The sequence below is a fragment of the Microbulbifer sp. genome, assembly GCF_051659245.1.
Lineage (GTDB): Bacteria > Pseudomonadota > Gammaproteobacteria > Pseudomonadales > Cellvibrionaceae > Microbulbifer.
This window is the reverse complement of record NZ_JBOFOC010000072.1, coordinates 20387-41258: the sequence shown is the minus strand read 5'-3', so window position 1 is coordinate 41258 and position 20872 is coordinate 20387. Positions and strand designations below refer to the sequence as shown.

The window sequence follows — 20872 nt, the reverse complement described above, 5'->3', positions numbered from 1 at the left end:
GAAAATTGTCATCTTGTTCGTCAGGTTGTTTTATCGCAGTAAAATAAGGGTTTTAGGGAATAGGTGTGCACTGTTTTTACGCCGCTTCTTTTTGGCTTTGCCATCAATCGGTTAGCGGACAAAGGACAAGTGGTTTGCGAGTGTCCGCCAATAGGTTTGGAAAGACGACGGGCGCGCCGGCCTCTGCTGCCGGAGTGGAAAGGGACGACTCCGGGGCAGTGAAACGGGCAGCTGCACTTTTTCTCCAGGCTGATAGACTTGCGCAGACTGGCGGGTCCGCCCTGCGGAACTGGCCTGTCTGGAAGGGAGGGATGTCCCTCCTCACAACTCGTGAATCAAGGGGCTGACATGGCGAGCATCTTTACTCAGATTATCAACGGCGAGTTGCCCGGGCACTTTATCTGGCGCGACGAGTACGCGGTGGCGATTATGACCATCGCGCCCATCAGGTCGGGTCACTGCCTGGTGATTCCGGTGGAGGAGGTGAATCACTGGGACGATGTGCCGGAGGAGACCGCCGCCCACCTGATGCGGGTGTCGCAGAAGGTCGCCAAGGGGCTCAAGGCGGTCTACCAGCCCAAGCGGGTGGGGGTGATGGTGGCGGGCCTGGAGGTGCCGCACACCCATATCCACCTGATTCCGGTGGAGGCGCTGGGGGATTTCGATTTCTCCAAGCAGAAGCCCGCCGACGCCGAGACGCTCGCAGCGGAGGCGCGCAAGATACGCGAGGCCCTGATGAACATGGGTCACGGCGAAGCGAATTGCGGCTGAATCCGGTAAAGTTGCTCCCGGCCTGCATCCAGGATAGCCCGGCGACCCGTCTATAAGGCAGTGTCGGCAACTTCAGATCGAGAGGAATCCATGATCACAAAACCCTACCTGGCCGCTCCCCTGGCGGTGCTGTTGCTGCTGGCCGGCGGTGTCCGCGCGGACGAGACCACCAGCAGGCAGTTCCCCCTGTCGGGCTTTACCCGTGTCGCCCTCGAGGGGAGCTCCAGTCTGGAACTGGTGCAGGGAGATGGCTTCGAAGTGATAGCCACCGGCTCTGAGGAGGCCATGCCCCACGTGAAGGCCGAATTGCGCGGCGAGTCCCTGGAACTGTCGGTGGAGCCGGAGCGAAAGTTCTTTTTCGGCGTGATCAGCGTCAGCGGTGAATCGTCCGTTCGCTTTCGCGTCACCCTTCCGGTGGTGGATGCGGTCGTGGTCACCGGTTCCGGGGAGGCCCGTGCGGACACCCTGGAGAGTGAAAACCTGGAGCTGCGGGTCACCGGTTCCGGCACGCTGAAAGTGAACAAGGTGGCTGCGGAGTCCCTGTCTGCGTCCCTCACCGGCTCCGGCGACCTGCTGCTGGGAACGGCCCTGGCAGTGCGCGGTGAAGCCTCCATCAGGGGATCCGGTGACATGCGCCTGGACAGCTTTGCCGGCGAGACACTGGTGGCGAAGATTACGGGTTCCGGCGATATGGTGGTGGGCGGCCGCGTGGGAGAGCTGGACATCAGCCTGATGGGCTCCGGCGATTTTATCGGCCGCGGTCTGCAGTCGGCGAGTGCCGGCGGATCGATCATGGGCTCCGGCGACGTGGTGCTGCGCCGTCCCGGCAAGGATTCCTTCTCGGTGATGGGTTCCGGCGACGTAGCCTTGGTGGAGTGATCCCTTCCCTATGAATGACAGCCGCAGGGCCCGCCTGAAAGGCAAAGTGCGCCAATGGCGCCGAGAGGCGCGGGAGAAGTCCCACTGGGCCGCCGAGCGCCTGCTCGATCGGCGCGTCTGTATCGGCATCACCGGCCTCAGTGGCGCCGGTAAATCCACCCTGATTACCAGCCTGATCCATCAGTTGAAGCACCCGCAGAAGTCCCAACTGCCCGGCTTCGCCCCCGCGCTGAACGGTGACTTGTTGGGCGCGGAAATCAAACCGGCTCTGGACAGCGGCCAGCCGCCCTTCGAGTATGAGCAGTGCCTTCAGGCGCTGCTGGCGCAGCCGCCGCGGTGGCCCGAATCCACCCGCGAGCTGTCCGCTCTGGAGCTGCATATCCACTTGCGTCGGCGGCATCGGCTGGGTCGTTCCGGAACCCGCACACTGGTCCTGGAACTACGCGATTACCCGGGCGAATGGCTAATGGACCTGCCGATGCTGCAACTGGACTATGATGACTGGTGCCGCCAGCAGAGTCATATCATCGGCGCCGACTCCCGCGCTGGCTTGGCGCCGCAGTTGGTTTCGCAACTGGCCGGCCTGGAGCCGCAGGCGACCGCAGAGCCGGGCCTGCTCGACGCCCTGTGGAGGGACTACCACCAGTTCCTGCTCGATTGCCGCAGCCAGCGCAAGCTCAGTTATCTGCAGCCGGGACGTGCGCTGCTCGACGGTGAAGATTACGGCGTCCTGCCGCTGCTGGACCTGCGCGGGCACAGCCGAGAGCAACTGGAGGCGCTGCCGCCGGAGAGCAACTACCAATACCTGGCACGGCGTTACCGGGATTATTTGCGGGAGCAGGTGGCCCCCTTTGCGGAGAGCCACTTCCGGCACCTGGACCGGCAACTGGTCCTGGTGGATATGATCGGAACCCTCTATGCCGGGGAGCAGGCACTGGATGATATGCGCCTTGCCTTCGGCCATATCGCCGACACCTTCCGCTATGGCCGCTCCGGCCCGCTGAGCAAACTGTGGCGGCCGCGGGTGGATCGCCTGGTATTCGCCGCCACCAAAGTGGACCAGGTGCTGGCGGCGGACCACGACGCTCTGCGCCAACTGCTGGGGCAGCAGTTGCAGCAGGCGTTCGCCGGCGCCCATCACCGCGGCTTGCCGCTTTTCTGCGAGGCGATCGCCGCGGTGCGCTGTTCCAACGAGAGTCAACGGCAAGGCCGACGCATGCTGGTGGGGCACGATATGGAGGGGCACTACCTGGGGTTCGAAAATGCGGAAATCTTTGCCCATGTGCCCCGCGTCGGGGAGGAGTGGCAACACTACGCCGGTGCCGCTCCACCGCAGTTACGCCCGCCGATGGGGATGGGCGCGGGCCAGGGAGTTCCCCATATTCGCGTCGACGCGTTACTGAATCTGCTGCTGGGGGACAAAGTGTGATGAATGGAGAGTCCGGGCGTCGGCAGACGCGCATCGAATCCTTGGATGAACCGGAATCCGCTTCCCCCCAGCGGGACTCCACCCGGGTGGAGACCCTGGAGGAAGAGACGGAGGAGCTGCCTCGCTCCATTACCACCGGCGAGTCCCTGCCGGACCGCGTGTCCTTTTCCGAACTGCGCCTGCCGGTATTTCGCCTGCGCTTGTGGAAGCCGGCGCTGCTGGCGGCGCTGGGGCTCGCCGGTGGGGCTGTGGCCTGGGAGCTGCGCCAGCTGTTCACCTGGGCGATGGACAGGCATTGGAGTCTGGGGGTGCTGGCGGGCACGATAATTGCGGCTTTTGGCCTCACTATCGCCAGTGCAGTGTGGGAGTATTTTCGCGCCGGCCGGCCGCTGCGCAAACTGGAGAAAATCCAGGGGCGGGCCCGGGAATTGCGCGATTGCCGCAGTGCCGGGGAAGTGCCGCCGTTTCGCCGGGAATTGCAGCAGCACTTCGCCGGTGAGCCGCAGGGTGTGCTGTTGAGCCGGGTACTGGATGAGGCGCCGGACTACTACGACAGCAGCGAGTTGCTGCAGCACCTGGAAGTGACTTTTTTCGAGGCGTTGGACCAGGAGGCCCTGCGGCGCGTCGTGCGCCACGCCACCACCACCGGCGCCCTGGTGGGTTTGAGCCCCTTTGCCACGGTCGACGTACTGGTGGCGTTACGCCAGTCCCTGCGCATGATCGACGACGTGGCGCAGATCTACGGCGTGCGACCGTCGGTGGTGGTCCGCTGGCGGCTGTTCAAGAAAGTTCTGGCACTGGTGGCCTACAGCGGTGCCAGTGAATATGCGGTGAGCGAGTTGTGGCCGGAACTGGTGGGAGACAGTGTTCTGAGCAGTGTTTCCGCGCGGCTGGGGCAGGGAATGGGGGCCAGCCTGTTCATGGCTCGCATTGGCCTGGCGGCGATCCACGGTTGTCGGCCGATTCCGTTTTCGGAAAAACAGCGCCCGCGCCTGGCCGCGCTGACCAAACGCATCGCCAGCAGCTTGAAGGAGCGCTTCGTCGGCAGCGGTGCGGTCCTCCAGCCGGAACAAAACAAGCTTTAGAGGTTCCGGAACTGCTTCTTCATCAGCATGCGCGTATGATGCCGGTCCACCAGTTGTGCCAGCGTTTCATAGCGGCGCTGGATAAAGGGCGCGGGATTGTTGTTGCCTGTGTCATCGGGGTATTCCACACCCTCACGCACATGTTGCAGCTCTTTGGCCAGGGCGTCCATCGCGGTAAATATTTCCCGGCTGATTTTGCCGCTGTAGAAAACACTGCCCTGCGCGGTATCGTTCAGGTAATCGTCGCACTCCTTGAGCCACGCCGAGCGCTGCTCCAGGAATTGAATGGTGTTGCGGATGCCCCCCGGGTACACCGGGTTGAAATGCTCATTGACATACTTGTCCAGGCTTCGCATACCCGAGCCGACAAACTGTTCCACCAGGCTATCGCAGTATTCCGGGGTGAGGTATGAAGGGTGGGTTTTGGCATTGCTGATACCGCTGACCATCAGAAGGCAGAGAAACCAGAAAGCTCGCTGAATAGGGAAAGTGCGGGTGTCCATTTCTGTATCGCCTATAGTTTGTTGTTTTCGCTACCAGGCATCTTTTTGTGACAAGCATCACATGAATAGCGAAAGTGCAAGCTGAAGTCAACGGCTAAAAGGTATAAATAGTCATTATTGTACCAATTGCTTTTTAGGAAATCGGCCATCGCGTTAAATTGGATAAAAGATCGGCAGTTTGCCGTGTTGTTTGGATACACTGCGTGAGTAACGGGAGTTCACCTTGTCGGAATTCGAATTTGATTTGTTTGTGATCGGCGCCGGGTCCGGTGGCGTGCGCGCAGCCCGCATGGCGGCAGCGACGGGCATGCGCGTGGCTGTGGCGGAGGACCGCTACATGGGCGGTACCTGTGTCAATGTGGGCTGCGTGCCGAAGAAACTGTTTGTCTACGCGAGCAGTTACCGCGAGTCCTTCGAGGACTCTGCCGCTTATGGTTGGCGGGGCAGGGACGCGGACTTTGACTGGCCGACCCTTCGCGATAACAACGCAGCGGAAATAACCCGTCTCAACGGCATCTATCGCAACCTGCTGGTCAACACCGGTGTGCAGGTAATCGACGGCCGCGCCCGCGTTGAAGGTCGCCACCAGGTTGCGGTGGGCGACCGGGTGTACAGCACCGAACGCATTCTGGTGGCCACCGGCAGTTGGCCCTATGTGCCGGAGTTCCCCGGTCGCGAATACGCCATTACCTCCAATGAAATTTTTTCCCTGGAGACATTTCCGCGGCGCATTCTGGTGGTCGGTGGCGGTTATATCGCCGTGGAGTTTGCCGGGATCTTCGCCGGGTTGGGAGCCGAGACCCACCTCTCCTACCGGCGCGACCTCTTCCTGCGGGGCTTTGACCGGGATATCCGCGAATTCGTGCGCGACGAGATCGGCAAGAAGGGCGTGCAGCTGCATTTCAACCATCGCATCGAGGCGATTGAAAAACAGGATGACGGCAGTCTGCTGGTGCGCGAGGACGGCGGTGGCGCCCTGGCGGTGGACACGGTGCTCTATGCGACCGGCCGCGTGGCCAACACCGGGGGGCTTGGCCTGGAGGCTCTGGGGGTGGTGCTGCACCGGGATGGCACTATCTCAGTGGACGATAACTTCCGCACCAGTGTGCCGTCGATTTACGCCCTCGGCGACGTCACCGGCGAGCCGCAATTGACACCCGTCGCGCTGGCGGAGGCGATGGCGCTGGTCAAACATTGGCAAACCGGCCAGCCGGCGGAGATCGACTATAACCACATTCCCACTGCGGTATTCTGCCAGCCCAATATCGGCACTGTGGGGCTCACCGAAGAGGAGGCCCGCGATTCCGGTATTTCCGTGGTGATCTACAAGTCCGACTTCAAGCCGATGCGGCATACCGTCAGCGGGCGCGACGAGCGCACCTTGATGAAACTGGTGGTGGATGCCGATACCGACCGGGTGGTGGGCGTGCATATGGTGGGCCCCGACGCCGGCGAGATTATTCAGGGGATGGCAGTGGCACTGAAGGCCGGCGCCACCAAGACGGTCTTCGACCAGACCATCGGCATACACCCAACGGCGGCCGAGGAGTTTGTCACCATGCGCAGTCCGGTTGCTTAGCACCTGTTTGGAGTCTTCAGAAAATCGCCTCCAGAGCCAGGCTTCAATAAAAAAGGCGGTGCAGGGCACCGCCTTTGCTGTCCGGTGTTCCGCCTAGTCGACGGGGTCAAGGGGGGCCAGGCTCTGATGACGTAGCGTTTTACGGCGCTCGCTGCGCTCTTTCAGGCAGCGTTCGGCGGATTCAAAGGCGCCGTTTACCGCGCGGTGAATGGATTCGCTTTCGCTGCTGATGGTGAGGGGGCTACCGCTGAGCGCGAGTTCCACCGAAGCCTTGAACTGCTTGCCTTTGGTCTTGTGTTGGTGGGGGGCTTCGAGAACCACGCGGCTTCGTATGATTTCGCCACAATAACGTTCCAGTTTATGTAACTTCTTCGATACCGTGTTGGCCAGGGTGGGGGACTTGTCGATATCGCGGAACACAATGTTATCGTTGGGCGCAGATTTCATGGGCAATTACCTCCGGTTAAGAGAAACCTTGCAGGCCGCATGTGCGGTTTGCTGAAAAGAAGGTAGGGCGCCCTTGAGGGGGGATGTCCGAGAGTGACAGCAGTTAACCGGATCGCCGGGGTCGCAACTAAAGATTTGCTGATTGAACAGCTGGAGATGTTTTACGCCCGGGCCGGAAACCCACTGGTTCAGGAATCCTCTCCCTGTCACCCATAATGCTTGCATGCACAAAAAAATCAAGCGTTGTGATGGTAAAAATGTAACAAAAAGCTGTTCATGTGCGGCCGCACGCATATGATCTTGCCATTTGTCACGTATTGGAGCCTGTCTGTCGGATGGTCATTGCTCGCGGAGTGCCTGCTGAGTAGAATTATCTCCTCGCGTAGCGGGCTTCTCCGGCGATCTGCGGCCGGTGGTCAAAAAATGACCGTGCGCGCTTTTTGTCTACTGATTCCAAAAACCGAGTAACGGGTTCTTTCTATGGCGGTAATGCGGTACAGCTCGCTGGTACTGGCGGGTCTTGCAATATTTTGGGGGGCGGAAGTCGCGGCGCAGAGCCAGGCATCCCTGTCGGCGGAAAAAAATCGACTGGCCCGTATGGAGCAGTCGATGGAAAACCACATGGTGGAAATAGAGGACATCGAAAACGAACTGGTCTCCTACGAATACAAGCTGAAACGCGCCAAGGAGTCCCTCGCCGATGCCCGCAAGAAACACGAGGAGAGCCGCCGCGAGCTGCAGCAGGCGGAGCGCGACCACCAGCTCAACAAGAGTTCCGACAGCGAGCGCCAGCTGAACAAGGCCCAGCACGGCTTTTCCATGGCGGAGCGCGGAGTGGACAGCCGCAGCCGCCGTGTCGAGTTTATCCAGTCCAACTACGACGATCTGAACGACCAGCTGAAAGTTGCGCGCCAGGCCGTTGCCCGCAGCGAGAGCCGTATCGCCGAGCAGCGGATCAAAGTGGAGCAGGTGCACAATGCCGTGCTGGCCAAGGCGGATGCGGAGAAGCGCGCTGCGGCGATGGCCAGGAAAGCCGCTCCTGTCAAGCCTGAAGTCCCGCCCCCCTCCGTGGCCGAAGTGAAGATGGAGCCCGAGCCGGAACCGGAGGAAGAGATGGCCGAGGAACCGCAACGGGAAGTGGACGCGGAGCTGGTGGAATATGTGCGGCGGGAGATGGGCCGTCTGGACAAGCTGTTGGCGGATAACGACAGGGGCAGGCGCACTTTCCGCGACCTGGAGCTGGACCCCTCTCACGGAGACTCGCTGTCGTTCGAATTCCTCGGCCACAACCAGTACCGCCTGGTGGCGCCGGTGGAGGCGGGGCGCCAGGTGTACAAGATCAAAACCTGGAAGTTCCGCCGCACCATTCCCAGTGACGACGACGGAGAGCGCTATGTGTTTATCTTCGATGGCCGGCGCCTTTCCCGCCCGCGCCTGGTGATGTATCCGGAGTATGTGCTGTCGCACCTGGATTGAGATTCCCCGCAGGGCCCGCATTCGCGGGCCTTCTTTTTTGCTGTCGCGAAAACCTCACCGATCGCCCTTCAATTGCGCCTCGAACAGGGGAACATACTGGCTGCCTCCCGGTGCCGTGTGGCTGCGGTAGAGGGTGATATTGTCCAGGCGCAGGGTGAAGTCCAGCGTCAGTGGGGCCAGGTGAGCGAACCCGCGGCGGCTGCGCGCCAGGGTGAAATGGGGGCGATACACGGCGCCTTCCGGCGCCATGCCCAGGCGTATCATCAGTTGGCGACACTCCTCGTGCATTCTGTCCAGTTCCGGGTTGGTCAGCAGCTCTGCAGCGAGTAGCGGTGAGCGGCCCTTGGGGAAAGGATGCAGTGACACTATCCGGGCCCGGCAGGCGGGCAGCCGATCGGCGATCGCCGCCAGTTCCACTTCGATCCTCGGGATCAACTCGTCCGGGGTTTCCCCAAGGAACGCCAGGGTGAGGTGGCGGTTTGCATGGCCGGTCCAGCGCACCCGGTCGGATCTGCCCAGCTGCCGCCGGCAGCGATCGACCAGGCTGTCCAGGAAACGCTGGGTGGCTGTGTCGGGGCTGATGCCGATAAACAGGCGGGAGGTGGCTGTTTCTTCAGTTTCTTGCCCGAGGCGCATAAATTTTTTCCTCTCCCTTGAAAACGCTTTTGCCAGCCATATTTATTGTTACAGGCGGCGGGCTCCAGTGAGGCGCCGCCCAATCAGCGCCCGGTCTGTCTCGCCCGGTCTGTCTATAGACGGCGAAAGACGGGTGAACTTTAAATATTGCTCTGAATTGAGGATATGACAATGCGTAATTTAGACTTTTCTCCCCTGTACCGCACCGCCATCGGCTTTGATCGCATGGCCAACCTGCTGGACGCGCTCACTACCAGCGAGCAGAACCAGCCCGCCTATCCACCGTACAATATCGAATTGACCGGTGAGGACAGTTACCGGATTACCATGGCGGTAGCCGGCTTTGAGCAGTCCGAGCTGGATATTCAGGTGGAACAGAACCGCCTGGCGGTCAGTGGCAAAAAGCCGGCGGAAAGCGAGCAGCGTAATTTCCTGCATCGCGGCATCGCCGCGCGCAACTTCGAGCGCCGCTTCCAGCTGGCAGACCATGTCAAAGTAACCGATGCCAGCCTGGCCAACGGCCTGCTGCACATCGAGCTGGTGCGGGAAATTCCCGAGGCGATGAAGCCGCGCAAGATCGCCATCAGCGAGAGCAACCTGCTGCAGGCGGACAAGGCACATAAAGCCGATTCGGAAGCCGCCTGAGTTTGTCAGCTCACTGCCCCCTGTGCCGCCAGATGGCGGCACAGCCCTACCATTGCGATCAATTTCGCTGCTATCACCAGTGCGCCAACTGCGCGCTGGTTTTCGTTTGTCCCGAGTACCATCTGAACCCTGCAGAGGAGCGGGCCTACTACGACCTGCACGAAAATTCCCTGGAGGACAGCGGCTATCGCAGCTTCCTCGATCGCTGTGCACAGCCTCTGCTGGCCGAGCTGCCGCCGGCATCCGAAGGGCTGGATTTCGGCTGTGGGCCGGCGCCACTGCTCGCGCAAATGCTGCGTGAGGGCGGACACAGGGTGCACCCCTACGACATCTTCTATGCGCCCGATCCACAGGTATTTGTGCGGGAATACGATTTCATCGCCGCCACTGAAGTGGTGGAGCACCTGGTCGATCCCCGCGGTGAACTGGAACGCTTATGGTCGCGCCTGCGTCCCGGCGGCCTGCTGTCGCTGATGACCAAGCTGGTGATTTCCCGGGAGCGTTTCGCCAACTGGCATTACATACGCGATCCCACGCATATCTGCTTTTTCAGCCGGGAGACTTTTCGCTGGCTGGCGCAATTGTTCGATGCCGGGTTGGAATTTGCGGACCGGGATGTGATTCTTCTGCAGAAAAGGCAAAAAGCAGGGTAGTTCCAGTTCTTGAAGTGTGTTGTGGCGGCCCTGCTACCGGTGGCCTTTTGCGGGACACGCCGTGAATCCATCCCTGGAGGCTTGTCCGCGAGGCCCCTCTCGCAGACAGTCCCGCAAAAGGCCACCGGCATCAGGGCCTTCGCATTGAGTTCCGATATTCTTATCCCGAGTCCCGAGTCCCGAGTCCCGAGTCCCGAGTCCCGAGTCCCGAGTCCCGGGTCCCGATCTCTACGTATTCACCCGAAACAACTTCGCCCGCACCGTGGTGCGATACTCACTCGGCGTGGTGGACAGAAACTTCTTGAACAGCGCGGTAAAGTGTCCCATGTCCTGATAGCCCACCTTCTCGGCAATTTCGTTGACCGACAAGTTGCTGGACTGCAGCAGTTCCCTGGCCATATCCACCCGCACATTCTGCAGGTATTGCAGTGGTGTCTGCCCGGTGGCCAGTTTGAAGCGGCGGTTGAAGGAGCGCACGCTCATATCGAAGTGGCCGGCCACCTCGCTCAGGCGAACTTCCTCGCTGCAGTGTTCCTTGAGCCAGGTTTGCGCCTGCACTATTTCCTCGTCCGGGTGCAGGTGCGCCGCGCCCTCGGAGTAGGCGATTTCCTCAAAGGGGCGGCGGATCTCGTGGGAGAAGTTGCGCTCCACATGGCTGGCCACTGCCGGCCCGTAGAGCTGGCGGATCAGGTGCACGGTGACATCGGCCAGGGCGTTGACGCTGGCGGCGCAGAACAGCTTGTCCGCCTGGGTGATAAAGTATTGGCGCTTCAGCTTTACCTTGGAGTAGTCGGCAGCGAAACGGTCGAAATAGTGCCAGTGGGTTGTGGCTGGCTTGCCGTCCAGCAGTCCCGCAGCGGCCATAAAGCAGACCCCGGTGCCCACGGCGGTGATGGCGGCGCCGCGTTCCGCCTGGCGCCGCAGCCATTCCAGCAGCGGCCCGCTGCGCTTCAGCGCCGGGCGCGGATTGCGCCACAGGGCGGGCAGATAAACGATATCGCTGTCCGGTGCCTCCTCGAGGGCGAGGTCCGGCGTAAGGGTAAAGCCGGAGCGGGTCTTTACCGGGGCGCCGTCCAGGCCGACGGTCACAAGGCGCAGCGGTGTGGTGTCGCCGCTCACCCGGCCGCGGCTCTCGGCCCCGCGCAGCATTTCCAGCGGCAATACGGTACCGGTTGCCAGCATCTGGTCGATCAGCAGAAAGGTGACTGTACGCATTACATCTCGGGCGCTTCAGCGCTTTTGGCCAGATAATCAATTTTGCTGGCCAGTATGCCCATAACCGGGCCGAATCGCCAGCCCCTACACTGCCCTTCACACGCAATTGGTCAATTTTTTCAGCGTTACGCTGGAGGTCAGGATGCAGCGGCTACCCGTAATCACCGCATTTGGCGGCTTCAACCCCGCCGGACGCAGCTCTTTCAACCGCGGCTATCGCCGCCTGGTACTGGACAGCCTGAGCGCCGCCGAGCGTCGGGACACCCTGTCGGACCTGGCCGCGTTGATGGGCCTGCGCAAGGGTGCCGAGGCGGACGGGCCTCTGGATGCGGAGCTGGAGCGACAGGTGTTGGATGGGACTCTGGTGCGCGAACTGGAGCAGCGTTTCTACGATTACCGCCACTGCCACTTTCATCAGGCCGCGGAGCTGAAGAGTACCGAGGGTTTTACCTTTGAAATGGCCGCCCGCCAATTGCCGGAACCCCTGCCGGCGGACTGGCAGGTGGAACCCCTCGGCGACGGCCGGGTGCGCGTGCGAGCCGGTGGGCTGTCGGTGATGCTGGACAGTTACCGGGAGATCTCCGTGGCCTCCGCCGGGCAATTGCCCACCGGCTTCGAGCCGGGAGAGAAGTACAATTCCCGCTTTCATCCCCGGGGATTGCAGTTGGCGATCCTGGGGGCTTCCGATGCGGTTCAGTCGCTGGGTATCGACTGGGACAGGGTGGTTGCGGCGGCGGGCCCGGACAGAATTTCCGTGTACGCCAGTTCCGCAATGAGCCAGTTGGACCCCTACGGTAACGGTGGCCTGCTGCAGTCGCGTCTGCGCGGTGGGCGCGTCAGTTCCAAGCAACTGGCCCTGGGGTTGACCAGTATGCCGGCGGATTTCGTCAACGCCTATGTACTGGGCAGTGTGGGCACCACCGGTGCCGTGGCCGGCGCCTGTGCCACTTACCTCTACAACCTGCGCAGCGCAGTGGAGGATATTCGCTGTGGCCGTTCGCGGGTGGCGGTGGTGGGGGCCGCGGAGGCCCCGTTGGTGCCGGAAGTGGTGGATGGCTATACCACCATGGGCGCGCTGGCCAATACAGATGGCCTGCGCAAGATCTTCGGCGAACAGGTCGACTATCGGCGCGCCAGCCGTCCGTTTGGCGAGAACTGCGGCTTTACCCTGGGTGAAGGCACCCAGTGGGTTGTGCTGATGGACGATGAGCTGGCGTTGGAGCTGGGCGCGACCATTCACGGGGCCGTGGCCAATGTATTCGTCAATGCCGACGGCACGAAGAAATCCATTTCCGCCCCGGGGCCGGGTAACTATCTCACCGTGGCCCGGGCCATGGCCGAAACCCGGGCCATTGTGGGGGACGAGAGCCTGCGCCGGCGCAGCTTCGTGCAGGCCCACGGTTCCAGCACGCCGCAGAACCGGGTCACCGAGTCGGCGATTTTCGACCGCCTGGCCGGCGCCTTCGGCATCGAGAAGTGGCCGGTATGCGCGGTCAAGGCCTATCTGGGGCACACCGTCGCCGCGGCCAGCGGCGACCAGTTGATTGCCAGCCTCGGGGTTTTCGATCGCGGCATCCTGCCGGGCATCACCACTATCGACCGGGTGGCTGACGACGTGCACCACAAGCACCTGGATATTGCCCTGCAGCACACGGAGCGGGACCCGGAATCCCTGGATGTGGCCTTCCTCAACTCCAAGGGTTTCGGCGGCAACAACGCCACCGCCAGCGTGCTGGCGCCGCACCTGGTGCGGCGTATGCTGGCCAAGCGCCACGGCGAACAGACGTTGACCGCCCACCGCAAGCGCAATGAAGCGGTGAGCGAACAGGCCGCCGCCTACGACACGCGCGCCAGCCGCGGCGAACTGAGCGCCATCTATCGTTTCGGCGAGGGGCTGGTGGATGAGAGCGCCATCGAAATGTCCGCCGAGCGGATCACGCTGCCGGGTCTGCCAACCGTGGAACTGCCGGACAGCAACCCTTTCGAGGATATGGTGTAAATAAGTGGGCCACTGAATAGTGGCCATTGGCCGGTGGTTTGCGGCACACTAACCACTCGACACCAACCACTCGCAACCACCGGCCACTAATCAGCATGGCGAACATGGAATCGGTGATCCAGTCACCGGAAGTCAAGGGCAATGACGACGTGGGCGCCCGGCTCAAGGCGGTGCGCAAAATGCACGGCTGGTCCCAGCGGGAGCTGGCCAAGCGCGCCGGGGTCACCAACGCCACCATTTCCCTGATCGAGCAGGGACGGGTCAGCCCTTCAGTGGGTTCCCTGAAAAAAGTGCTCGACGGCATCCCCATGTCCATGGCGGACTTTTTCACCCTGCAGTTCGATGATAACCCCCATGTCTTTTTCCGCGCGGACGAAATGCCCAACGTTGGCACCGGTCCCATCCAGTACCGCCTGCTGGGCGCGAGCAATAGCAAGCGAGCCATGTCCATCCTCTACGAAGTCTATCCACCGGGCCAGGATACCGGGCCGGAGCTGTTGAGCCATGACGGAGAGGAGGGGGGAGTCGTGGTGTCCGGGCGATTGGAAGTAACCGTGGGTGCCGAAGTGGCGGTGCTCGGCTCGGGCGACGGTTACTATTTCAGCAGTCGCCGACCGCACCGCTTTCGCAACCCCGGTGACTGCGACTGCATCCTGGTCAGCGCCAATTCACCGCCCAGCGTGTAACGGCCGGGCCATCCGATTTGTAAGAAATAGTATTCAAACAATCGTTTGAATCTGGCTATACTAGGGCTGGCTGACTGTACGGGGTAATTGCGTCACCGCTTTCACGAGTGGAAACCCGGCAGTCACGAAGGCAATTTTCGACCCCGGGCAGGATTCCGAGCCCCGAAAAAAAGAGGTCAATTCATGTTATTCAATGGCAAGGCACTCTCGGTGCAGATGCTGGACAACGGCATCGCCGAACTCAATTTCGACCTGCAAGGCGAATCCGTCAACAAGTTCAACCGACAGGCGGTTGCGGAGTTCTCCCAGGCGCTGGACGCCATCGAGGCGGCAGGCGACGTCAAGGGTGTGCTGCTCAGCAGTGGCAAGGATGTGTTTATCGTCGGTGCCGATATCACCGAGTTCGGCGGCGCCTTTTCCGCCGGGCCGGAGGGTATCGCCGAGCTGATGAACAAGAACAATGAAAATATCAATCGCCTGGAAGACCTGCCGGTGCCCAGTGTGGTGGCAATCAACGGCTACGCCCTCGGTGGCGGTTTCGAAGTGTGCCTCGGCTGCGACTTCCGCGTGATGAGCGACCAGGCCAAAGTGGGCCTGCCGGAAGTGAAGTTGGGCCTGCTTCCGGGCTGGGGCGGTACCGTGCGCTTGCCGCGCATCGTCGGCGTGGATGTGGCCGCCGAGTGGATCGCCGCCGGCAAGGAGCAGGGTGCGGACGCGGCGCTCACCGCCAACGCGGTGGATGCGGTGGTGCCCGCGGATAAGCTCAAGGACGCGGCGCTGAAACTGCTCCAGCGTGCAATCGACGGCAAACTGGATTACCGCGCCGTACGCGAAATCAAGAAATCCCCCATCCCGCTGAACGATACCGAAGCGCTGATGGCTTTCTTTACCACCAAGGCATTCGTCGGCGCGCAGGCGGGCAGAAACTATCCCTCGCCGGTGGCCGCGGTGACCTCCATCGAGCAGGGTTACAAAGTCGACCGCGACGAGGCGCTGAAGATAGAGCAGCAGCAGTTTATTCAATGCGCGCAGACCGACACCGCCAAGTCCCTGGTGGGCCTGTTCCTCAACGACCAGGCGATCGCTAAGGTAGCCAAGGGTTGGGAAAAGAAAGCCGACAAGAAAATCGAGCGCGCCGCGGTGCTGGGTGCGGGCATTATGGGCGGCGGCATCGCCTACCAGTCCGCCTACAAAGGCGTGCCCATCAAGATGAAGGACATCGCCCAGGACGGGATCGACCTGGGGCTGAAGCACGCGAATCAGCTGCTTTCCAAACTGGTGGAGCGCGGGCGCCTGACCGCGGGAAAAATGGGCGAAGTGCTGAACCGAATCGAGCCCACGCTCAGCTACGACGGCTTCGACGATGTCGATGTGGTGGTGGAAGCCGTGGTGGAAAATCCGAAGGTAAAACACTCTGTGTTGAAGGAAGTGGAAGGGAAGGTCACCGAAGACACGGTGATCGCCACCAACACCTCCACTATCTCCATCGACCACCTCGCAGAGCCGCTGGAGCGCCCGGAAAACTTCCTCGGCATGCACTTCTTCAACCCGGTACACAAAATGCCGCTGGTGGAAGTGATCCGCGGCGAGAAAACTTCCGAGAAGGCCATCGCCCGGGTGGTGGCCTATGCCAACAAAATGGGCAAGAAGGCCATCGTGGTGCGGGACTGCCCCGGATTCCTGGTCAACCGCGTGCTCTTCCCATATTTTGCCGGCTTTTCCATGCTGGTGCGCGACGGCGCCGATTTCCAGGAAATCGACAAAGTAATGGAGCGCTGGGGCTGGCCCATGGGCCCCGCTTACCTGATGGATGTGGTCGGTATCGACACCGGCGTGCACGCAGAGAAGGTAATGGCGGAGGGCTTCCCGGATCGCATGGGCAAGTCTTTCACCGCCGCATCCGACGTGATGTACGAAGCCAAGCGCTACGGCCAGAAAAACGGTAAAGGCTTCTACAACTACGAGGAAGACAAGAAGGGCAAGCAGAAGAAAGTGCCCGCCGAGGAATCCTACGATCTGCTCAAGCCCCACGTGGCCGAGCGCCGTGAGTTCGAAAAGGACGAAATTATCGAGCGCATGATGGTGCCCATGGCCACCGAGTTGGCGCGCTGCCTGGAAGAGGGCATTGTGGAGTCTCCGGCGGAAGCGGACATGGCGCTGATCTACGGTCTGGGCTTCCCGCCCTTCCGCGGCGGCATCTTTGCCTGGCTCGACAATATGGGCCTGAAGACTTTTGTGGAGATCGCCGACAAGTACGCCGACCTGGGAGAGCTGTACAAGCCCACCGAGCACATGCGGGAAATGGCTGCCAAGGGCGAAACCTACTATTCATAGCCGAACAATCTTCTGTAGGAGCGGCGGGGCGGCCATCCGCTCCTACAGCGATACTGGAGAATTGAAATGAGTTTAGATCCCAGAGATGCTGTAATCGTCGACTACGCCCGCACGGCCATGGGCCGCTCCAAGAACGGTATTTACCGCCATGTGCGCGCCGACGACATGTCCGCGGAACTGCTGAAGAAATTCCTGGAGCGCAACGACAAACTGGACCCCGCGGAGATCGATGACCTGATCTGGGGCTGTGTGATGCAGCGGGACGAGCAGGGCTTCAACGTGGCCCGCTTTATCCTGCTGCGCGCCGGCCTGCCGCATACCGTACCCGCGCAGACCGTGAACCGCCTGTGCGGCTCCTCCATGTCCGCGCTGCACACCGCCGCCGCCAGCATCCGCGCCGGCCTGGGTGACGTCTACGTGGTCGGCGGTGTCGAACATATGGGCCACCTGAACATGATGGAGCATGTGAGCCCCAACCCGATGCTGGGCCGCACTATGGCCAAGGCCGCCGGTTCCATGGGTATGACCGCGGAATACCTGGCGATGATGCACGGTATCCAGCGCCAGCAGATGGACGAGTTTGGCGCGCGCTCCCATCAGCGCGCCGCCGCGGCCACCAAAGAGGGCAAGTTCAACAAAGAGATCATTGCCATCGAAGGCCACGACGACGACGGCGTCCCCTACCTGGTGGAGAGCGACCAGACCATCCGCGCGGACACCACCGTGGAAAAACTGGCGGAACTGAAGCCGGCGTTCGATCCCAAGCACGGCCAGGTGACCGCCGGTACCTCCTCACAGATCACCGACGGCGCCTCGGTGATGCTGGTGATGTCCGCCGAGCGCGCCCAGTCCCTGGGCCTGACGCCCATCGCCCGGGTGCGCGAGATGGCCGTGGCCGGTGTGGACCCGTCGATTATGGGTTACGGCCCGGTGCCCTCCACCCGGAAGGCGCTGAAGAGCGCCGGTCTCAGTATCGGGGATATCGACAAGGTGGAGCTGAACGAGGCCTTCGCCGCCCAGGCGCTGCCGGTACTGAAGGACCTGGAGCTGCTCGACAAGATGGACGAGAAGGTGAACCTCTACGGCGGCGCCATCGCCCTGGGCCACCCCTTCGGCTGCTCAGGCGTGCGCATCACTGGTACCCTGCTGTCGGTGATGCAGAACGAGGGCGGGGACCTGGGTGTCTCCACCATGTGCATCGGCCTCGGCCAGGGTATTACCACGATTGTGGAAAGAGTGTAGGCTTTGTCGCGGCCCCCGGGCCGCGCAAATGCTCTTTTTGTAGGAGCGGCCCATGGCCGCGATCGGAGGTGGTTCAATCCACGGACCGCTGATTCGCGCCATCCATGGCGCCCACCCTATGGGCGCCTTCGGCGTCCAAATTTGTTCCCGACAAATTTGTCGCGGCCATGGGACGCTCCTACATATGTGAACACGTTAACGGATACCGGTCGTTTTGTTGCAAGTCGTCGATCACCCGTCCCCCGAAACCTGCCTCGACCAACTGCTGGCCGTGCGGGATCAAACCCCTTTCTCCCTGGCGGTGCGCTTTAGGCATTGCCAGTACTACCTGCCCGGTGAGCCGGAACTGCCGCTGCTGGCGCTCTTCTGGCGTGAGACTGGGGGCGGTCCGGTGTACGCCGCAGTGGGGAAGAAGGCCGAACCGGGCGAGGGGGAGGGTGCGCGGCAACTGGCCGAGCGACTGCAATTCCCGGTTTTCGACCTGGGCGCGCCGCTGCCGCTGCAGCCGGTATCCGTTCCGAAACCCTGGGGGCGGGAGATCTGGTACAGCGGCATCGAGCAGCGGGGTCAGTCGGGGGTGGGTGAGCCGCAGATACCGCTGCCCTGGCTGCTGGCGGCTCTGCCGCGGCGTTTCGCCGCCGGCGACGAGCGGGGCATAAACCTGCTCAAGATTCTCGACCCGCTGCCGGATGAGGTCTACGGTGATCTCTATTTCGAGATGCACGAGGAAAAGCGGGAAATCTATATCGTCACCCGGGTGGACCCGCGGGCCTGGCCCGATGGACAAGGCGCCATTCGCTTTGGTTTCAACCAGCGCAAGCGCCGCGGGATGGGGTCCGACGAGGCGTTTCTCGCCGCCTACCGGGAGGCCGTTGCCGAGTACCGGCGGGTGCGCGAGGAGGTGGACCGCCGTTTCGATGTCCTGCGTGAGAGGGGAGGCTACGGCGCCAGCGAACCAGTGCCGGCAGAGCGGTTGAAGGCGTGGGCGGACCAGCTTCCGCGGGAGCTGCACGAAGAAGAAGAGCGTCTGCGCGCGGCCATGGACAGCTTTACCGCGCTGCGCCCGCTGGAGGTCGGCGATGTAATTTCGGTCCCCACCCATACGCCACACTCGCTGCAGCACGGCGTGCGCACGGTGGAGTTCCAGACCCCGGTGTACGAGCGCAAGATTCTCTCCTTTGCGCAGAAGGTGCTGACCCAGGAGCATTGGGATACGGAAGAGGCGCTCGCCAAAGTGCAACTGGATACGCCGGAACAGGCGCCTTTCCTGGAACTGGAAAGCGGCGACCACTTTGTGCGCGAGCGCATTGTGGACTTTGACGACTTTACCGTCGACCGCATCCGTTTCTCCGCGCCCGGCAGCTATCGCCTGATCTCCGGTGAGAGTTATCGCATCGCCATGGTGGTGGGCGATAAGCTGGCGTTGGATAAGCGCCAGGCGGAGGTGGAGAGCGCTTGGCTGCTGGCCTCAGGGGTGACAATGGACGTAGTTTCGGCTGTAGCGGGAGCGGCTCTGCTGGTCGCTGAACCCAAGCGTTGAGTTCGATGGCGGCCCCGCTGCCGGTGGCCGTTCGCTCAACAGCCTGATCGGCAAATGTTTCGCGAGCGCCCCCGACAGCGGGGCCTTCGCATCAGATGTCGGTATTCTTTCCCGGGTCCCTATATATTGAAGCCCCCAACCGCCTGTGGCACAATCTGCTCCCCTCGTCGCCGGGCCCCGGTGTGTATGCGGTAAATTGCATAGATATCAATGAGTTAGCGTCGGGGAAGTTTTTGGGGACGTGGTGGAATTGGTAGACACGCCAGATTTAGGTTCTGGTGCCGCAAGGTGTGGGAGTTCAAGTCTCCCCGTCCCCACCAAAGCGAATTCCGCAGCCCGTGCCGCCTGAGGGTGTAGGCGCGGGCTGTTTGTATTTGGCGCCCAGGCGCAAAAAGCAGAAAGAGTCTCACGAGGATCAACATGCAGGTTTCCATTGAAACAACGTCCGGCCTGGAGCGTCGCTTAACGGTTAATTTGCCGGCGGAAATCGTCGACAAGGAAGTGGACAAGCGTCTCCAACAGGCGGCCAAAACCGTGCGCATCAACGGCTTTCGCAAGGGCAAAGTGCCGTTGAAAGTGGTGCGCCAGAAGTTTGGCGCCGGTGTGCGTCAGGAAGTGCTTGGCGAAGTCATGAGCCGCTCTTTCTACGAAGCGGTGCAGAAAGAACAGGTGAAGCCCGCCGGCCAGCCGAGCATCGAGGCCAAACAGACCGCTCCGGGCGAAAACCTGGAATACACCGCGACTTTTGAGGTTTACCCGGAGGTCGAGCTGGCCGACCTGGGAACACTGAAGGTGGAGCGTCCCGCGGCGGAGGTCACCGACAAGGACGTGGACAGTATGATCGAAGTGCTGCGCAAGCAGCAGTCCGACTGGAAAGAGACCAAGCGCAAGGCGCAGAAGGGCGATCGCGTCACCATCGATTTCGTCGGCCGCAAGGACGGTGAGGAGTTCGAGGGCGGCAAGGCGGAAGGCCAAAAGCTGGTGCTCGGTTCCGGCCAGATGGTCCCCGGTTTCGAAGACGGCATTCTGGGGATGAAGCCCGGTGAGGAAAAGGATATCGTGGTCACCTTCCCGGAGGATTACCAGGCGGAAAACCTGCGTGGCGCCGAGGTCACCTTCAATATCAAGGTCACTGCGTCCGAAAAGCCCGAGCTGCCCGAGTTGAATGAAGAGTTCTTCAAATCCTACGGTGTGGAAGAGGGTGGTGAAGAGAAGTTCCGCGAAGAAGTGCGCGGCAATATGCAGCGTGAATTGAAAAACGCGGCGTTGAACAAGGTCAAAACCCAGGTGATGGATCAACTGTTCGAGAAGCATCAGGTGGAGCTGCCGGCCGCACTGGTGGCTGGTGAAGTGCGCACCTTGCGCAGCCAGATGGTCCAGCAGTTTGGCGGCCAGATCGCAGCGGAAGACGCGGAAAAAATGCTTCCGGCTACCATGTTTGAAGAGCAGGCCAAGCGTCGCGTGGTGCTCGGCCTGGTGGTCGGCGAGATCGTCAAGCAGAACAAAATTGCGGTGGATGCGGATCGCGTCAAGGCCAAGGTCGAGGAACTGGCCTCCACCTACCAGCAACCGGAAGAGGTGGTGGAATACTATTACAGCAATCGCGAACTGCTGTCCGGTGTGGAGTCCGTCGTGCTGGAAGATCAGGTGGTGGATTTCGTGTTGGAGGCCGCCGAGGTCAGCGACGTTGAAAGCAGCTACGACGATGTGATCAAGCCCCAGCAACAGGGTTGATGCCTGCCGATCGGCGTCC

18 protein-coding genes and 1 tRNA gene are annotated in these 20872 nt (G+C 61.7%); 15 read left to right on the top strand and 4 right to left on the bottom strand.

Annotated elements, in window-relative coordinates; genetic code table 11:
* Positions 1–348: 348 nt before the first annotated feature.
* The 4 genes from ACRC0P_RS07175 to ACRC0P_RS07160 all read left to right on the top strand — a co-directional run bounded on the left by ACRC0P_RS07175 (position 349) and on the right by ACRC0P_RS07160 (position 4164).
* Positions 349–771, top strand: coding sequence for an HIT family protein (locus ACRC0P_RS07175; protein WP_438629345.1), 423 nt, complete (start codon positions 349–351; stop codon positions 769–771).
* Between the two features lie 90 nt (positions 772–861).
* Positions 862–1650 carry a GIN domain-containing protein gene (locus ACRC0P_RS07170; RefSeq protein WP_438629343.1) on the top strand — a complete coding sequence of 263 codons (789 nt, stop codon included), beginning with the start codon at positions 862–864 and terminating at the stop codon, positions 1648–1650.
* Between the two features lie 10 nt (positions 1651–1660).
* Positions 1661–3079, top strand: a complete 1419-nt coding sequence (locus ACRC0P_RS07165) for a YcjX family protein (RefSeq protein ID WP_438629341.1) — start codon at positions 1661–1663, stop codon at positions 3077–3079.
* Positions 3079–4164, top strand: coding sequence for a TIGR01620 family protein (locus ACRC0P_RS07160; RefSeq protein ID WP_438629405.1), 1086 nt, complete (start codon positions 3079–3081; stop codon positions 4162–4164). The genes ACRC0P_RS07165 and ACRC0P_RS07160 overlap by 1 nt, the downstream gene beginning before the upstream one ends.
* Here the strand turns inward: ACRC0P_RS07160 and ACRC0P_RS07155 are convergent.
* Positions 4161–4667, bottom strand: coding sequence for a hypothetical protein (locus ACRC0P_RS07155; protein WP_438629339.1), 507 nt, complete (start codon positions 4665–4667; stop codon positions 4161–4163). The two genes, ACRC0P_RS07160 and ACRC0P_RS07155, sit on opposite strands and share 4 nt — an antisense overlap.
* Positions 4668–4890: 223 nt before the next feature.
* Here ACRC0P_RS07155 and gorA point away from each other — a divergent pair, with 223 nt between their 5' ends.
* Entirely contained in the window at positions 4891–6246 is a 1356-nt protein-coding gene (gene gorA / locus ACRC0P_RS07150) for a glutathione-disulfide reductase (RefSeq protein ID WP_438629337.1), read from the top strand.
* Positions 6247–6339: 93 nt separating this feature from the next.
* On the opposite strand, the gene ACRC0P_RS07145 is transcribed toward gorA, so the two are convergent.
* On the bottom strand, positions 6340–6693 hold the full coding sequence (locus ACRC0P_RS07145; RefSeq protein WP_438629335.1) for an HPF/RaiA family ribosome-associated protein: 354 nt from the start codon (positions 6691–6693) through the stop codon (positions 6340–6342).
* A 480-nt stretch (positions 6694–7173) separates the two neighbouring features.
* Here ACRC0P_RS07145 and ACRC0P_RS07140 point away from each other — a divergent pair, with 480 nt between their 5' ends.
* Entirely contained in the window at positions 7174–8169 is a 996-nt protein-coding gene (locus ACRC0P_RS07140) for a hypothetical protein (RefSeq protein WP_438629333.1), read from the top strand.
* Between the two features lie 54 nt (positions 8170–8223).
* Here the strand turns inward: ACRC0P_RS07140 and thpR are convergent, their stop codons facing one another.
* A complete protein-coding gene (gene thpR / locus ACRC0P_RS07135; protein ID WP_438629331.1) occupies positions 8224–8805 on the bottom strand; it encodes an RNA 2',3'-cyclic phosphodiesterase in 582 nt (193 codons plus the stop codon).
* Between the two features lie 171 nt (positions 8806–8976).
* Here thpR and ACRC0P_RS07130 point away from each other — a divergent pair, with 171 nt between their 5' ends.
* Positions 8977–9450: an Hsp20 family protein gene (locus ACRC0P_RS07130; RefSeq protein WP_438629329.1), complete on the top strand. Its 474-nt coding sequence runs from the start codon at positions 8977–8979 to the stop codon at positions 9448–9450.
* A 2-nt stretch (positions 9451–9452) separates the two neighbouring features.
* A complete protein-coding gene (locus ACRC0P_RS07125; RefSeq protein ID WP_438629327.1) occupies positions 9453–10103 on the top strand; it encodes a class I SAM-dependent methyltransferase in 651 nt (216 codons plus the stop codon).
* 228 nt (positions 10104–10331) lie between these two features.
* Here ACRC0P_RS07125 and ACRC0P_RS07120 read toward each other — a convergent pair whose 3' ends face one another.
* A complete protein-coding gene (locus ACRC0P_RS07120) occupies positions 10332–11318 on the bottom strand; it encodes a GlxA family transcriptional regulator (RefSeq protein WP_438629325.1) in 987 nt (328 codons plus the stop codon).
* Between the two features lie 142 nt (positions 11319–11460).
* On the opposite strand from ACRC0P_RS07120, the gene ACRC0P_RS07115 reads away from it, so the two are divergent.
* The 7 genes from ACRC0P_RS07115 (at position 11461) to tig (ending at position 20853) form a co-directional block, all read left to right on the top strand.
* Positions 11461–13317 (top strand): beta-ketoacyl synthase, encoded by a 1857-nt coding sequence (locus ACRC0P_RS07115; protein WP_438629323.1) that lies wholly within the window; start codon positions 11461–11463, stop codon positions 13315–13317.
* Between the two features lie 95 nt (positions 13318–13412).
* Positions 13413–14003 (top strand): cupin domain-containing protein, encoded by a 591-nt coding sequence (locus ACRC0P_RS07110; RefSeq protein WP_438629321.1) that lies wholly within the window; start codon positions 13413–13415, stop codon positions 14001–14003.
* A 183-nt stretch (positions 14004–14186) separates the two neighbouring features.
* Positions 14187–16337, top strand: a complete 2151-nt coding sequence (gene fadB / locus ACRC0P_RS07105) for a fatty acid oxidation complex subunit alpha FadB (protein WP_438629319.1) — start codon at positions 14187–14189, stop codon at positions 16335–16337.
* A 66-nt stretch (positions 16338–16403) separates the two neighbouring features.
* Complete coding sequence (gene fadA, locus ACRC0P_RS07100; protein ID WP_438629317.1) at positions 16404–17579, top strand: acetyl-CoA C-acyltransferase FadA; 1176 nt, start codon at positions 16404–16406, stop codon at positions 17577–17579.
* 214 nt (positions 17580–17793) lie between these two features.
* Complete coding sequence (locus ACRC0P_RS07095) at positions 17794–19119, top strand: hypothetical protein (protein WP_438629315.1); 1326 nt, start codon at positions 17794–17796, stop codon at positions 19117–19119.
* 235 nt (positions 19120–19354) lie between these two features.
* Positions 19355–19439: transfer RNA gene (locus ACRC0P_RS07090), tRNA-Leu, on the top strand.
* Positions 19440–19539: 100 nt separating this feature from the next.
* Positions 19540–20853, top strand: a complete 1314-nt coding sequence (gene tig / locus ACRC0P_RS07085; protein WP_438629313.1) for a trigger factor — start codon at positions 19540–19542, stop codon at positions 20851–20853.
* Positions 20854–20872: the final 19 nt, after the last annotated feature.